The organism is Bacillus sp. FSL K6-3312, assembly GCF_038007485.1.
GTDB lineage: Bacteria > Bacillota > Bacilli > Bacillales > Bacillaceae > Bacillus > Bacillus pumilus.
In genome coordinates this window covers 3,602,562-3,618,483 of record NZ_JBBOXI010000001.1, presented here as the reverse complement: position 1 = coordinate 3,618,483, position 15,922 = coordinate 3,602,562, and the positions used below count along the sequence as shown (strand labels likewise).

15 protein-coding genes are annotated in these 15,922 nt (G+C 42.1%); 10 read left to right on the top strand and 5 right to left on the bottom strand.

Features of this window, described 5'->3' with window-relative positions:
• Positions 1-89 precede the first annotated feature (89 nt).
• Positions 90-896 (top strand): zinc-dependent metalloprotease, encoded by an 807-nt coding sequence (locus tag MHI11_RS18985; protein ID WP_044140192.1) that lies wholly within the window; start codon positions 90-92, stop codon positions 894-896.
• A gap of 49 nt (positions 897-945) precedes the next feature.
• Here the strand turns inward: MHI11_RS18985 and MHI11_RS18980 are convergent, their stop codons facing one another.
• A complete protein-coding gene (locus tag MHI11_RS18980) occupies positions 946-1,131 on the bottom strand; it encodes a 2-hydroxymuconate tautomerase (RefSeq protein ID WP_003214939.1) in 186 nt (61 codons plus the stop codon).
• Positions 1,132-1,244: 113 nt separating this feature from the next.
• Between MHI11_RS18980 and MHI11_RS18975 the strand changes: the two genes are divergently transcribed.
• Positions 1,245-1,901, top strand: a complete 657-nt coding sequence (locus MHI11_RS18975; RefSeq protein WP_373861322.1) for a site-2 protease family protein — start codon at positions 1,245-1,247, stop codon at positions 1,899-1,901.
• 12 nt (positions 1,902-1,913) lie between these two features.
• Entirely contained in the window at positions 1,914-2,432 is a 519-nt protein-coding gene (locus tag MHI11_RS18970) for a YwhD family protein (RefSeq protein ID WP_065097836.1), read from the top strand.
• 125 nt (positions 2,433-2,557) lie between these two features.
• Here the strand turns inward: MHI11_RS18970 and MHI11_RS18965 are convergent, their stop codons facing one another.
• Positions 2,558-4,627: a transglycosylase domain-containing protein gene (locus tag MHI11_RS18965; RefSeq protein ID WP_340962041.1), complete on the bottom strand. Its 2,070-nt coding sequence runs from the start codon at positions 4,625-4,627 to the stop codon at positions 2,558-2,560.
• A 224-nt stretch (positions 4,628-4,851) separates the two neighbouring features.
• Between MHI11_RS18965 and speE the strand changes: the two genes are divergently transcribed.
• The 5 genes from speE (at position 4,852) to argS (ending at position 9,267) form a co-directional block, all read left to right on the top strand.
• On the top strand, positions 4,852-5,682 hold the full coding sequence (gene speE, locus MHI11_RS18960) for a spermidine synthase (RefSeq protein ID WP_003214614.1): 831 nt from the start codon (positions 4,852-4,854) through the stop codon (positions 5,680-5,682).
• Positions 5,683-5,751: 69 nt separating this feature from the next.
• Positions 5,752-6,624, top strand: a complete 873-nt coding sequence (gene speB, locus MHI11_RS18955) for an agmatinase (RefSeq protein WP_283924014.1) — start codon at positions 5,752-5,754, stop codon at positions 6,622-6,624.
• Between the two features lie 78 nt (positions 6,625-6,702).
• A complete protein-coding gene (locus MHI11_RS18950) occupies positions 6,703-7,104 on the top strand; it encodes a hypothetical protein (RefSeq protein ID WP_283924013.1) in 402 nt (133 codons plus the stop codon).
• 70 nt (positions 7,105-7,174) lie between these two features.
• A complete protein-coding gene (locus tag MHI11_RS18945; RefSeq protein ID WP_044140186.1) occupies positions 7,175-7,597 on the top strand; it encodes a DUF1934 domain-containing protein in 423 nt (140 codons plus the stop codon).
• Entirely contained in the window at positions 7,594-9,267 is a 1,674-nt protein-coding gene (gene argS / locus MHI11_RS18940) for an arginine--tRNA ligase (protein ID WP_044140185.1), read from the top strand. The genes MHI11_RS18945 and argS overlap by 4 nt, the downstream gene beginning before the upstream one ends.
• A 51-nt stretch (positions 9,268-9,318) precedes the next feature.
• On the opposite strand, the gene MHI11_RS18935 is transcribed toward argS, so the two are convergent.
• The 3 genes from MHI11_RS18935 to MHI11_RS18925 form a co-directional block, all read right to left on the bottom strand.
• Entirely contained in the window at positions 9,319-9,636 is a 318-nt protein-coding gene (locus tag MHI11_RS18935; protein ID WP_044140184.1) for a hypothetical protein, read from the bottom strand.
• Between the two features lie 537 nt (positions 9,637-10,173).
• Positions 10,174-11,324, bottom strand: a protein-coding gene (locus tag MHI11_RS18930) for an IS3 family transposase (protein WP_340960284.1) whose coding sequence is annotated in 2 segments (ribosomal slippage) — positions 10,174-11,051 and positions 11,051-11,324 — 1,152 coding nt in all. Because the reading frame shifts where the segments join, the coding sequence is not laid out codon by codon here.
• 124 nt (positions 11,325-11,448) lie between these two features.
• Positions 11,449-12,420 carry a S66 family peptidase gene (locus MHI11_RS18925; RefSeq protein WP_340962038.1) on the bottom strand — a complete coding sequence of 324 codons (972 nt, stop codon included), beginning with the start codon at positions 12,418-12,420 and terminating at the stop codon, positions 11,449-11,451.
• A gap of 155 nt (positions 12,421-12,575) precedes the next feature.
• Between MHI11_RS18925 and cls the strand changes: the two genes are divergently transcribed.
• Positions 12,576-14,078, top strand: a complete 1,503-nt coding sequence (cls, locus tag MHI11_RS18920; protein WP_340962036.1) for a cardiolipin synthase — start codon at positions 12,576-12,578, stop codon at positions 14,076-14,078.
• 105 nt (positions 14,079-14,183) lie between these two features.
• Complete coding sequence (locus MHI11_RS18915) at positions 14,184-15,899, top strand: ABC transporter ATP-binding protein (protein ID WP_034620332.1); 1,716 nt, start codon at positions 14,184-14,186, stop codon at positions 15,897-15,899.
• Positions 15,900-15,922 lie beyond the last annotated feature (23 nt).

The following is a 15,922-nucleotide window of genomic DNA, read 5'->3' as shown; positions in this document are numbered from 1 at the left end:
ATCTAATTCCCTGTTTTTGACTGAATAGAAGGAAAAAAGTGAATTTTCAGTGAATATATAACTTTGTGAAAATCAAAGGAGGGATAGGAATGAAAAAGCGTTCAGTCTTTTTGTCATTTTTATTGGTAGGTAGTTTGTTACCGGGAGTAAGTTCAGCTTCAGCACCAGTCGCGAGTACTGGTCATGGGCATGATCATGGTCCATTCGAAACACATATTGGTGAGGGGTTGCCAAAGGCAAACGATTTTAAAGATTTGACGAAAGCACCTCCAATTGAACGAGATGTGACAACAAAGGTATTAGATGAGTCTGGTAAGCAGGTAGGCTCTAGAACCTTTAAGGCGAATACAGGAGATTCTATTTCAACAAAGGCAAGTACAGGCAGTCAAAAAGTAACGGTCTATGCTGTAGCAGATGCGCAGTATCGTGCGAAATATAGTGACTGGCAGACGCGTATTGTCAGCATCATCGAGCAAGCGGACGTCACCTTTAACCGTGATCATGATGTGGACTTTGTCGTACAAGCAGTAGGATCTTGGACATCTTCTGGATCAAATGCAGAGCAAATTTTATCTAACCTTTCGCGCAGCTTTGATGGCAGAGGATACGATTTTGTCACTGGATTTACAGCAAATCCAAACTTTGATGCGGGCGGAATCGCTTATGTATACAATAGTGCACCGCGCGGAAGTGCATTCGCCGTCAACCTTGATCAAGGAACAGCGAATACAGCAAAAGCGGCTACGCATGAATACGGCCATAACTTTGGCTTACCTCATGACCCTCAAGGCAGCGGCATTGTCTGCTTAATGAATTATGATTATTCCTACACAGTCGATTTCTTTGATGCGGCTCATAAAAATCAAGTGAACCGTAACAAAGCGTGGTACAGATAAAATAAGAGAAAAAAGGACAAACACCTATGTGCTTGTCCTTTTTTTATGCTTACAGGTCGCTCATTCGCTTTCCTGCTACGGCATAGTGTTCTTTTTTCATTTCTTCAATAATAACAGAGACTTTTTCTGCACCTGCGCCTGTTGTTTCAACAACAGCATCAGTGACTTTCTCCACAAGAGCTCGTTTCTGCTCGTCTGTTCTTCCTTCAAGCATTTGTACGGTGACAATCGGCAATGCGAAAACCTCCTTTTTCCTTTCATGCTACGCTTCCCTTTAGTTTAAGGGACTTCTTATAGTATACTGAATGAAGTAAATCATTGTATAGAAAGAAAGAGGGATTCATGCCTTTGAACCAATTTCTTGTGTATCCATTAGAACTCATTCCATATGTCGCCATTACACTTGTTGTTGCATTTACGATGCACGAGCTGGCACATGCATATGTTGCGTATCGTTTCGGCGACCCGACAGCTAAGAACCAAGGGAGACTCACATTAAATCCACTGAAGCATCTTGATGTATTTGGGACGATTTTGATCTTTGTGGCTGGGTTTGGCTGGGCGAGACCTGTACCGGTCAATCGTTACCATTTCAAAAACCCGCGCTTAGCAGGAATCTGCGTCTCGATTGCTGGCCCTTTAAGTAACTTAGTGTTGGCGTTTCTAGGCTTTTTCGTGTACGTGTTTCTTCAGAAATTTGGCGGGGAGTCGCTCATGCGCTTTGAGCCGGGAGTTGATCATTTCTTCCGGATATTTATTAACTTGAACGTCATTTTGTTCCTATTTAACTTATTGCCACTTCCGCCGCTGGATGGGTATCGTATTATTGAGGACGTTGTCAGCCCCCGTATCCGGGCGAAAATGACGCAATTCGAACAATATGGGATCATTATTTTTCTCATATTCGTGATCACACCGCTAGGACAGTTTGTTTTTGGTCCATTGATCGGAATGCGGGATCAAATCATTCAATGGTTTAATCTTATTTTGAAGCCGCTGCTTTAGGAGGTTTAATGAATGGAAGGTAAAAAGAAGAAACCAATTGGTTTTAACATCATTAAAAAAACAGATGCAACCGACGGACACGGAGGCTTTGGAGCGGGTGCGCTCAGCCTAGATAACATTTCGCCGGTGATCATTGACGTAGAGGAAAAGGAAGCTGTCATTGATATTGGTGCGATGCATGCAAGAAGTGCCGTGGAAAAAGGGATTAAATTCTTGAAAACAAAAGAAGAGGTACCGAACGGAAAGCCGTATTGGCTCGTATGGGTGACCATTGACCGCAGAGAAGAAGGCCCTTATTATGCGGGTGTGACGGCTTGCGAAATGACCGTCGACCGTTCAATCCGCCGCGGGTATAAGTCGCTTCCAGAGCATGTGAATTTCATGGATAAATCAATGAAGCGAAATATCGTCGTCAGTCATATGGATGATGTATCGAAAAAGGTGCTGGCTGATTTCTTGAAGAGTCATAATGAAGCACTATGGGAAGCATCTACAGATGAATTAAAAGAAGGATTGGCTGTCCCTGAATAATTGTGAAATTTTTGTGAAGAATGGCGAATTGCTACCAATTCCAGCTGATTTTTGAGTAAACTGGTGTTAAAGCTAGGACATGGAGAATCCCGAGATGCAGATCTCGGGGTTTTTCATGTCCTTTTTTAACGTTTCAGCCACTTTTCCCACCATTTCTTTGGCTTTTGATCTTGAACCGGATCTTGCTCAGAAGATTTATTCTCAGCACCGTAGCACACACCTGTCGGCTCTGTTCCTTCTATAAAATAGGTGAATACCTTTGATTCACACCCTGGACCCGCAAGATCGCCGGTTTTTGGATTGATATACACACCTTTTACACCGTCTGGCGGCATGAAGGAGGACGCTGGCTGTTTAGAGAGGGCTGATTCCATAAAGGATGCCCATATTTTTTTTGCATAGGCTGTTTCTTCGACCGAGTCAATGGTACGCCCTTTATCATAGCCCGTCCACACACCTGTGACGAGCTGGGGAGAGAAGCCGATCATCCAACTGTCCGCTCCTGTCGTTCCCGATTTTCCTCCGTATGTTCGCGTGAGATCCTTCATAATGGTGCGGCCAGTGACACTTGTATAGCCGTTTAATTGATCATTGAACATTCCTGACATCATGTCAGTGGTGACAAAGGCTGCCTTTTCATCTAAGACTTGCTCTCGTTTTTGTTTTTCTTCAAAAAGCACGTTGCCTTTAGCATCCGTTACTTTTGTAATAAAGGTGGGTTTGACTCGTTTTCCGCCATTGACAAGCATTGCGTAAGCATTGGTCATTTCAATTGGTTTGACAGGGGACGTGCCTAGGGCAAGTGATGGCACTTGATCTAGTTTTTCGTTGATGCCAAATGTTTTGCCAGCACGTACAAGCTGCTCCATTCCTAAAAATAGATGGGTTTTCACGGCATAAATATTATCAGACAGTGCTAGGGCTTGAAGCATTGTAATGCCGTCATTCGCGTAATAGCCGTGATAATTGCTTGGTGAATAAGCAGCACCGCTTCCTTGATCATCCAGCTCAAAAACTGTTTCTTCACTGCGCATGACGGTTGCTGGTGTAAACCCATTTTGCAAGGCAATGTAATAGAGAAGAGGTTTCATTGTTGAACCGGGCTGTCTTTTCGCTTGTGTCACTCGGTTGAATGGACTTTTCTCATAATCTCTTCCCCCTATGAGGGCGAGTACATGACCTGTTTGGGGATGAATAGCAGTAAAACCGATTTGGATATCTGATTTCGAATAGATTGTGCTTTTTAACGTCTTCTCTGCAATTTTCTGTAACTCTGGATTTAAAGTCGTTTGGATATGAAGGCCATAGGTTTCGATCTGCTCCTCAGTTAACCCCAAGCTTTGTTTCAACTCACGAATTACATCATCATAAAAATACGGGGCTTGCTTTGCTTGCAGCTGCTTCTTCTGCAAAGGGCGATAGGACAGTTTTTCTTTCGCGGCTTCAGCGGCTGCCTTTTTCGTAATCATGCCGTCTTCTTGCATGTGCCTCAAAATCATATTCTTTCTTGCGCCGGCTTTCTCTTCATTCACATAAGGGGAGTAGAGAGAAGGGCCCTTTGGGATACCGGCAAGTAAGGCAGATTCGGCGAGGGTTAAATTCTTCGCTTCTTTCCCGAAATACAGACGGGACGCTGCTTCCACGCCATAAGCTCCATGACCATAATAAATGGTGTTCAAGTATCCTTCTAAAATCTCATCTTTTGTATAGTTTTGCTCTAAGCGGATCGTGTAAAAGGCTTCATTCCATTTCCGCTTCCACGTTTTATCATGATCTAAATACAGATTTCGTGCATATTGCTGGGTGATCGTGCTGGCGCCTTGTACTTTAGCCATGGCACGAATATCAGCCACTGCAGCACCCGCCATCCGTTTCACATCAAAACCATGATGCTCATAAAAGGTTTTATCCTCTACAGCTACAGCTGCCTGCCTGATATAAGGGGACATGTCCTTTAAGGGCACCCAATATCTTTTTTCTCCAAAGCTGGATTCTCCAAGCTTTGAACCATCGGCTGCATAAATCGTCGTAGATTGGGGAACTTGAACAGAAGGGGCGCCTTGCCATTTGGCTATTAAAAGAATCGTCAAAAAGACAGTGCCTGCAAATAGAAAAGCGAGCAAGCCAATAAAAAAACAGGCTCGAATCGTTTTCACGGTCATGCGGATTTTTTTATTACTCATGATTGTGTCCATGCAAAGCCCCCATTTTGACGGTTTTTTATCAGTATGGAACAAAGAAAACCGTTTTAAACAAATGATTGAAAGAGCGTGCATTAAAATTGAAGAGAAGTCATGCGGTTCTTTACAATTTGATATGAATCCACTATACTTTTTTCTTGGACAATCGATATAGTCATAGCCGATAAAGGCGCTAACAATAGATGTTTGTTTATTATTGGATGAGAGGAAGATGGACAATGAGCGAACTTTGGTATACAGAGAAGCAAACGAAGAATTTTGGTATTACATTGAAGGTGAACAAAACCCTTCACACAGAACAAACAGATTTTCAGCATTTAGAAATGGTGGAAACAGAAGAGTTTGGCAATATGCTGTTTTTAGACGGTATGGTGATGACATCTGAGAAAGATGAGTTTGTATACCATGAAATGGTGGCACATGTTCCTCTTTTCACTCATCCAAACCCGGAAAATGTTCTTGTCGTAGGCGGAGGAGACGGCGGTGTCATTCGTGAAATCCTCAAGCATCCAAGTGTGAAAAAAGCGACACTTGTTGATATTGATGGCAAAGTCATCGAATACTCGAAGAAATTCCTTCCTTCGATTGCTGGAAAACTAGACGATCCTCGTGTGGATGTCAAAGTCGGAGACGGCTTTATGCACATTGCTGAAGCTGACAATGAGTACGATGTTATCATGGTGGACTCAACTGAACCAGTTGGGCCAGCTGTGAACCTGTTCTCTAAAGGATTTTACGCAGGAATTTCAAAAGCACTCAAAGAAGACGGTATTTTCGTGGCACAAACGGACAACCCTTGGTTCACACCTGAGCTGATTACAAATGTACAGCGTGATGTGAAAGAGATTTTCCCAATCACGAAGCTTTACACAGCAAATATTCCAACGTATCCAAGTGGTCTTTGGACATTTACCATCGGTTCAAAAAAATATGATCCACTTGCTGTAGAAGACAGCCGTTTCTTTGATATTGACACGAAATATTACACAAAAGAATTGCACAAAGCGGCATTCGTTCTGCCGAAATTTGTGAGCGACTTAATCAAATAAATCAAGCGAAGAGGAAATGCGCAAATAACAGTTTGCGCATTTTTTGAAGCGTAAAAGGAGGAATCTTGCATGAGATTCGACGAGGCTTATTCAGGAAAGGTATTTATTGGAAGTAACCCGACATGGGAAGATGCAAAAGTCATTTTATATGGTATGCCGATGGATTGGACCGTCAGTTATAGACCAGGCTCACGTTTTGGCCCAAACCGTATTCGTGAAGTATCGATTGGATTAGAAGAATACAGCCCTTATTTAGATCGTGAACTGCATGAGGTGCCATTCTTTGATGCCGGTGACATTCCGCTTCCTTTTGGAAATGCTCAGAAAAGCTTGGACTTAATTGAAGAGTATGTCGACAGCATTTTAGAAAAAGGGAAGTTTCCATTAGGAATGGGCGGCGAGCATCTTGTGTCTTGGCCGGTTTTCCGTGCGATGCATAAGAAATATCCTGATTTGGCGATTATCCATATGGACGCACATACGGATCTTCGTGAGGAATACGAGGGTGAGCCTCTGTCTCATTCAACACCGATTCGTAAAGTAGCAGGACTCATTGGACCTGAGAATGTGTTCTCTTTTGGGATTCGTTCTGGGATGAAGGAAGAATTTGAATGGGCAAAAGAAGCGGGCATGCACATTTCTAAATTTGAAGTGCTGGAGCCGTTGAAGCAAGTATTGCCAAAGCTGAAGGGGCGTCCAGTTTATGTGACGATCGACATTGATGTACTCGATCCAGCTCATGCACCTGGTACAGGCACGGTGGATGCTGGCGGTATTACATCAAAAGAGCTGCTTGCATCCATTCATGCCATTGCAGGATCTGAGGTTCAAGTAGTCGGTGCAGACCTTGTAGAGGTAGCACCTGTATACGATCATTCCGACCAAACAGCGAATACAGCGAGCAAGCTTTTACGCGAAATGCTGCTTGGATTTGTGAAATAACACCTTGATAGAGGAGCTTGTCATCTCATGTGGACAAGCTCTTTTTTTACATGGATCAAAAAATAAAGGAGGCAGTTCATGTTTTTTTCTATATTGATGGTGCTTCTCGCTTTTTGTGTGTTAGCGGCGGGTTTTCTCACGCTGAAACGAGAGCTCGCAGCTGCGCCGCCCGTTTTTGCTTCGAAAAAGGAAGCAAAGGAAGAGATGTTGGGGCTGTTTCAAGATCGAGGCTTTTTCTATTTGACGGCCATTGCGTTATTCATGCAGGTGATATTTAAGCGAGCACAGATCGTGCCATTTGATTTTTTTTCAGGTATTTTTGGCAAGTTCAGGCGTACAAGCTCTTTTTTATTTAATCAAAAGAAAAGACATGGGCGTAAAGGCTGTGTTGGTGGTATTAGTCAGTTTCCTGTTTCTTTTTTTCTAAAGGGATGGCGTAAGATAAAAACGAAGTTTAATCGCAGTGAAGAAGAGAAATGATGGTATGATAGGCGATCATGAATATGGTATACTATTTTAGTTAAACGGGTCTTAGCAAAGGAAGTGCAAAATGACACAAAACCAAATTTCAATTCATGTAAAGTCAGTGATGAAACCAGAGACGGAGCCGGCTGAAACGATCGAATTCCGCACGACTGGAACGTATCAAGAAAAGAATGACAAAACGTATCTCACTTACCATGAAGAACATGAAATGGGTCAAGTAAAAACCGTTGTGAAAATGAGTGAAAAAGAAATTTTTGTCATGAGATCAGGGGCCATTCAAATGAAGCAGCGCTTTCTCATTGGGGAAACGACCGTCACACATTACACGATGCCATTCGGTACACTACAGCTTGATGTACACACACATGGCATTGATCTGGATGTGAACAAGGGACTGCTGCACATTACGTACGATATGCTGACAGGGGAAGATCAAAAGCATTTACATACATTATCGATTTCGTATAAGGAGGATTTACGTTCATGAATATCGCAGAACAGGTCAAAGATGCGTTAAAAGAAGAAATTATTGCGGCAGTCGTCAAAGCAGGACTTGCTGATGAAAGCCAGGTACCAGATGTCCTTTTAGAAGTGCCGAAAGACAAAACTCACGGTGATTACTCCACCAACATGGCGATGCAGCTTGCCCGCATTGCAAAAAAAGCACCTCGCCAAATCGCAGAGGACATTGTCAAAGCGTTTGATAAAGGGAAAGCTTCTATTGAAAAACTGGATATCGCAGGTCCAGGGTTCATTAACTTTTATATGAACAATCAGTATTTAACAAAGCTCATTCCAGCTGTCCTTGAAGCAAAAGAGGCATATGGTGAAACGAATACAGGCGGCGGCCAAAAGGTGCAAGTTGAATTCGTCTCAGCCAACCCAACAGGTGACCTTCACCTTGGACATGCCCGCGGAGCAGCTGTAGGTGATTCTCTTTGCAACATCCTTGATAAAGCAGGGTTCGAAGTGAGCCGTGAATACTATATCAACGATGCAGGCAATCAGATCAATAACCTTGCTTTATCTGTAGAGGTACGTTACTTTGAGGCGCTCGGTCTTGAAAAAGAGATGCCTGAAGACGGCTATAGAGGAGAAGACATCAAAGGCATCGGGCAAAAGCTGGCAGATGAATTTGGTGACCGTTTCGTGCATGAGCCAGAAGAAGAGCGTATGAAGTTCTTCCGTGAATACGGCTTAAAATACGAATTAGAGAAATTACGTGTAGACCTTGAGAATTTCCGTGTCCCATTTGATGTATGGTATTCAGAAACCTCTTTATATGAAAACGGAAAAATTGAACCAGCGCTGGAAACACTTCGCGCTAAAGGCTATGTCTTTGAAGAAGACGGCGCAACGTGGCTGCGTTCAACTGATTTTGGCGATGACAAGGACCGCGTGCTCATTAAAAAAGACGGCAGCTTCACTTACTTGCTTCCAGATATCGCATACCATAAAGACAAATTAGACAGAGGCTTTGATCAGCTCATTAACATTTGGGGAGCGGACCATCACGGCTATATCCCTCGAATGAAAGCGGCGATCCAAGCACTTGGATATCCTGCTGGCAAGCTTGAAGTAGAAATCATTCAGCTCGTTCACCTATACAAAAACGGTGAAAAAATGAAGATGAGTAAACGTACAGGAAAAGCCGTCACCATGCGTGATCTGATTGAAGAAGTAGGTCTAGATGCCACTCGTTATTTCTTCGCGATGAGAAGTGCGGCAACACATATGGACTTTGACCTAGACTTAGCGATTTCTACGTCTAACGACAACCCTGTGTACTATGCACAATATGCGCATGCGAGAATTTGCAGCATGCTGCGTCAAGGGGAAGAAAAAGGCTACGAGCCAAACCTTGAAAAAGCAGATTTCTCTCACATTCAATCGGAAAAAGAGTACGATCTTCTCAAAATCATTGGCAGCTTCCCAGAAGTTGTAGCAGAAGCAGCTGAAAAGCGTATTCCGCACCGTGTAACGAACTATATTTATGACCTTGCATCAGCCCTTCACAGCTTCTACAATGCCGAGAAGGTCATTGATGTAGAAAACGAAACAAAAACAACAGCACGTCTTTCACTCATGAAAGCAACACAAATTACGCTTGCAAATGCATTAAAACTAATTGGCGTATCGGCTCCGGAAAAGATGTAAGAACACGAAAAAACCCGCTCGGAACGAGAGTGGGTTTTTTCGTGTTTTTCATCAATCAGCTTTTAGATCACTTTTATTTCTCTGAAAAATCTCAATTTCATAATCCTCTAATGCTTGTTTAGGAAGTTTCTTTTCTAAGACAGATTGCAAACTTACCATATCTTTTGAAGTATCGATGCCGATGGAAATTGTGGGATCTGTCTTGATAATTTGATAGTTAAACAATGCATGTTCTTCCCATAATGAGTCCAATACGTGGATGACCTTTTCATCTAATTCCTCTTCAGAAAGGGTGAGAGTTTTTGAAGTGAAGCTTAATCCAACAATACAAAGAGTAATAAAAAACAAACCAATCAAACGTTTTATCATTATATCTCCTTTATATAGTTAATATATTCCTTTAATAGATCATAACATCCAATTGGATTTGTAGAAACAAGTTCATAAAAGGTCTTTTGAATTGATGATAATCAAACAAGGTTCCTTATAATTATTTAAATTGACTCCATTCAGAATATGTTAAATAAAAACATCCGCTATCTACTAGAGACAGCGGATGTTGAACATTACCCAAGCGTATTAATAATGTTAGAAATAGAATCGAATAATTGACTAAGTACATCAGAAAACATAGAGTGCATCCTCCCTTCGGTAAGCATGTAGTATGTGTGCGTTAATTAGAATTATCCAAGTGTATTAATAATGTTAGAGATAGAATCGAATAATTGGTTAAGTACATCAGAGAACATGTTTTTGCCTCCTCTCTTTTCTTTTTACATCTACTTAACGAAGGGGTTGGAGGGTTGGATCACTTTTTCTAAAAAATTTTTAAAAAAGATGGTGGCATAGAAAAAAGCACCACATATGGGACTGACCCCCGTTTTTGAGACAGGGATCAAAACACCTTTATACAGCCAATTGCCGATAGTTTATCGGTGATTGGTTGTTTAGTTTCGTTTGAATACGAATGTTGTTATAATAATAAATGTATTCTTTGACAGTGCGTTCTACGATGCTGGTCGTAGTGCGGTCAATCCTGTTAAGATAGAACGTTTCAGACTTTAGTGAGGAATGAAACGATTCGATGGAGGCATTATCAGCGGGCGTCCCTTTACGGGACATGCTCATGGTAATGCCTTTTATATGAACAGCTTTCTGATACTCGTAAGATGTATACACAGAACCTTGATCGCTATGTAACACGCAATTCTCAGGCAGTGCTGGGAGCTGATTAAGTGTGTTTAAGATAAAGTCTGTGTCCTGCTTATCACCAATCGTAAAAGCAATCACTTCTCCATTATATAAATCCAAGATACTGGAAAGGTACAATTGTTTCTGTCCATAAGGCAAATACGTGATGTCCGTTACTAGTTTTTCAAGAGGGCGATCAGACTGAAAGTTCCGATCCAATATATTACCGGCCACGGCATAGGGCTGCCCATTCTTCTTACGCTTTTTCATTTTAACCCGGCATTGCCACTGGTTTTTCTGCATGATACGTTGAACAGTTTTATGGTTAATACGCATTCTTCTTTTTAGTATGGCTGTGATTTTTCGATAACCATATCGATATTTGTGCTTTCGGCACAACGTGCCGACCTGTTTCTCTATTTGTCTTTTAGAATGATTCTGAGTCAAATCCTTTTTCCATCTATAATACGAAGTACGTAAGATGCCTAAATGGACACAGATGTCCTGTACTGTCATCGTTTTGCACAATTCTTCTACCAGTTTGATTGACGTTTCCTTATCAACTTCCTTTCCAATTCGTTGTACTTTTTTAAAACTTCATTCTGTTGACTCAAATAGCGATTTTCTGCCTGCAGTCTCTCTAATTCGGAAGAGTACTCGGGACCCTTTCCATAGGTATATTGTTTTCCAACAGGCTGTTCGAACCGGTGTGTATCCCCAGCCTTATGCCACCTCACCCATGTCTGAACCTGCGTCTTATTCTTGATATTCAATTTCTGCATGATCTCTTTCATAGGTACGCCTGCCAATCTCATTTCTACAGCCTTCTGTTTGACTTCAACCGGATAACTCACTCTTGTCCCCATAGAAAAAACACCTCCATGTTTTATTTCGGATCACAACGATCCATTTTCAAACTTGAAGGTGTTTTTTATTTGTCTCATCTTATGGGGTCAGTCCCTATTCGGGTGCTTTTTTAGCCTTTATTAGTTATGAATGAATGCGCAGCTTCACGTCTCCATCTTTACATGCTAGCTTTACATTTCCACTAATCGGTAAGGTGAAAACCGGCTGCGTATGTCCGATATCGACATCGTAAATCACTGGAATGTGTTTGAGCATTGGGTGCTTATCTAGAATGAATCTTAAATGTTCCTCTGTCATCTCGGATTTCTTCTGAAAGCGTCCGATGATCAGTCCTTTGATTGATTCTGCATGCTGCAAGAGGGATGTGAGGTCTCTGGCGAACATTTCAGGGAAAACCAACTCATCATCCTCCACAAATAAGATGGCATCCTTGATATGAGGCATAAACGACGTCCCTTGCAGTAAATTCAGTGTACAAAGGTTACCGCCATACAAGGTGCCTTCAGCTGTTCCTTCCTGATATATTCCCCATTTTGTCGGATGAAATTGCCTGTTCGCTTGATCAAGATACCACGCATCATCACTCCACTTTGTCGAAGGGATCACATCAAAAGACTCACCGCCATTCATCAAGCAGGCTTGAAACATAGCGGTCTGCTCCTCTTGTCCTTGCTCCATTTGGAAGCTGGAGAAATGAGGGCTTGAGTATGTCACCATCTCACATTTGGCAGTAATAGCGCTTGCGAGTGCGGTAATATCACTGTAGCCGCAAAGAACTTTAGGGTGCTGACGAATCAAGTCGTAATCAATGTAAGGCAAGAGCTCATTGCAATTGAAGCCTCCGATTGCTGTCAAAATACCGTCTACTTCATCATCTGTGAACGCCTCATGGAGATCAGACAAGCGGTGTTCAATAGATGAAGAGGAATGAAGATCACATTCAAACGCGTGTTGTCCAAAAGAGACGGTGAAGCCTAACATCTCTAAACGCTTTTTTGCTTGAGCGATTCCTTCTTCTGATAAAATGCTGGCACTTCGGCTTGGGGCAATGACACGAAGATGACTACCTTTTTTTAAAGGAGGTGGTGTATGCATAAACAAATCTTCCTTTCCATCACATATTTATCCATTATATCGGATCAAATGGTCCAAGTCTGTAAAAGCTAGAAGAAAGGCATAGGTCGTGCGTTTCATACAAGCTGTGCAAAGGGTATGGAAGAGAAAAGACAGAAAGAATGAGGGCGGAGAATGTGAAAAAGAGAAGACTGGAATTTTTATTTTTATATTTTATGATATTCGGGGCATATGTGGTGTATTGGTGGCCGGTTCCAGCGTGGAGTGTTCAGCTGTACGCAGCGGTTTATATCGCCATTATTTTATTTAGTATCATCTCACTCATGCTAGAGAACCGTACATCACAGCACACACTCTTATGGATGTATGTTTTAATCTTTTTCCCGATCATTGGCTATATGTTTTATTTGTTCTCGGGACAGCTCTATGTGAAAGGTCATTTATTCAAATCAAAAAGAATGTACAACCGTGAAAAACTACGCAGAATATCTGAGCTTGAGAGCAAGCCGGATGAATCAAGTCTAACCGAAAATCAGCGGACTTTTTTTCATTACACAGAAAAAGCAACAGGCATGCATGTGAACACAAATAGTGATATGGACATTTTAAAAAATGGGGAGGAGACGTTTCCCCGTATTTTTGAAGAATTAAAAAAGGCAAAATCGTTCATCCATATAGAATATTACATGTTCAAATCGGATTTCCTCAGGCACCGGATGATGGAGATTTTGATAGAAAAAGTGAAAGAAGGGGTAGAGGTTCGCTTCATCTATGATGCGGCTGGCAGCATTCGCTTCTCCCGAAAAGATATTAAACGCTTGAAGCAGGCAGGAGTCAAGGTCGCTCCATTTCTGCCTTTAAAATATGGTTTCTTTAATCAAAAATTCAATTTCCGAAATCACCGCAAAATCGTGATCATTGATGGGAAGACAGGATTTGTCGGCGGGTTAAATGTCGGAAAAGAATATGTCGGACGTGATGAAAATATCGGTTTTTGGCGTGATACGCATACCATGTTAAAGGGTGAGGCTGTCCAAACCCTTCACTCTATTTTTATGCTCGACTGGGAGTATGTATCAGATGAAGTATTAATTGATGATCCGAAATATCATACGCCGCATCCTGTGACGGGAGAGGATGTCATTCAGGTTGTACCAACTGGACCCGATATGAAAGAAAGTATGAGTGATTTATATGATGCACTCATCTCAAATGCGAAACAATTTGTCTGGATTGCGACACCTTATTTTGTCCCTAATGAATCCCTTCGTACAGCATTGAAAATTGCTGCTACAAGAGGGGTGGATGTCCGGGTGATGGTACCGGAGATCAATGACGGCTTTCTCACACAATACGCCACACGATCCTATTTTTCTGAGCTTCTAAAAGAGGGCATCAAGGTGTATCACTATCAAAAGGGCTTCATGCATCAAAAAGTAATGATCGCAGATGGAGAACTTGCCTCTGTCGGCACTGCAAATGTGGATATGAGAAGCTTTCAGCTCAATTTTGAGGTCAATGTCTTTACAGCCGCGAAAAAGCCCATTGAGCAGCTGATGGCACACTATGAGGAAGATATGATGGAATGTGAGCAGATGGGACCTGTTCATTTTTATAAAAGAGGCTTAAAAGAACGATTAAAGGAATCATTTGCTCGGTTGTTTTCTGGCGTTCTATGAGGATTTCTAGTCAAAGAAATCATTTCCTAATCTAGTATTTTGAAGAGGATTCCTCTATAATTGAAAATGATTATCAATTATAGAGGAAATGAGGTTCTTTTACATATGCTAAAACGCTTTTTCGCCTATTACAGGCCCTATCGAGGTCTGTTCTTTTTAGATTTCTTTTGCGCTGTCGCCGTTGGATTAATGGAACTGGGTTTCCCGCTTATCGTGAACTACTTTATTGATACATTGTTGCCAACAGGGAACTGGACAGTCATTGTCTGGACCGCATTTGCGCTGTTTGTCATTTATGCCCTCAGCTCGGTTATGCAATTTATTGTGTCGTATTGGGGGCATATGCTTGGCATCAATATTGAAACAGATATGAGGAAGAAGCTGTTTGATCACTTTCAGCGCCTATCCTTTAAATTCTTTGACAACAACAAAACGGGTAAGCTCATGTCACGGATGACAAACGACCTCATGTACATTGGAGAAGTGGCGCATCATGGTCCTGAAGATTTGTTTATAGCGATTATGACGATTCTTGGTGCCTTTGCAGTCATGCTGATGATTAACTGGCAGCTGGCCATTTTAACCTTCCTGATCATGCCGGTCATCATCTGGCTTGCTCTTCATTTTAATAAGAAAATGACGCATGCGATTACACAGCTGAACAATGACATTGGAGACTTTCATGCAAGGGTTGAAAACAATATCGGCGGCATTCGTCTTGTTCAAGCATTTGCCAATGAACATTTCGAGAAAAAACGTTTTGCTGAAAACAACAACCGTTTTCGAAAGGCGAAGCTTCTTTCCTATAAAATTATGTCGGTCAATGGATCGATCAGTTACATTCTCACACGTCTTGTGACACTGTTTGTCCTTCTCGCAGGTACATGGTTTGTCCTGCAAGGTCAATTAACGGCAGGTGGCTTTATCGCGTTTGTTCTGATCACAAATGTTTTATTTAGACCGATTGATAAAATCAACACGGTCATTGAAATGTATCCAAAAGGCATTGCGGGCTTTAAAAGCTATGTCGATTTACTAGAAACAGAGCCGGATGTGAAGGATACAGAGGGAGCACGTGATGTACACGGACTAAAAGGTGAAATTGAATATCGAAACGTAACATTTGGCTACGATGAACACAGTCATGTGCTGAAGAATATCGATTTAAAGATTAAACAAGGAGAAACGGTTGCGTTTGTCGGGCCTTCAGGAGCGGGGAAATCAACCATTTGCAGTCTGCTGCCTCGCTTTTATGATGTGGATGAAGGGGAGATCACGATTGATGGTATAAGCACAAAGTCGATGACATTGTCATCTTTAAGGCAGCAGATCGGTATTGTGCAGCAGGATGTCTTTTTATTCTCAGGCACCATTCGTGAAAACATTGCGTACGGCAACTTAGAAGCCAGCGATGCAGAGATTTGGGAGGCTGTAAGAAGTGCGCATTTAGAGGAACTCGTACAGCGTTTCCCAGAAGGGTTAAATACCGTTATAGGTGAGCGCGGCGTCAAACTGTCAGGCGGTCAAAAGCAGCGTCTGTCGATTGCGCGGATGTTCCTGAAAAACCCGTCCATTCTCATTCTAGATGAAGCCACGTCAGCACTTGATACAGAAACAGAAAAAGCCATACAGGATGCACTGAGTGAACTGGCTGTCGGCAGGACAACGCTCGTCATAGCCCACCGCCTTGCAACAATTAAACACGCCGATCGTATCATCGTCGTGACAGAGGAAGGCATTGAAGAACAAGGCCGCCACCAAGATTTAATTCAAATGGGCGGCGTATATAGCAGACTGCACGAAGCGCAGTTTGGTCATTAAAGATTAAGCCCTTTTGATAAGGG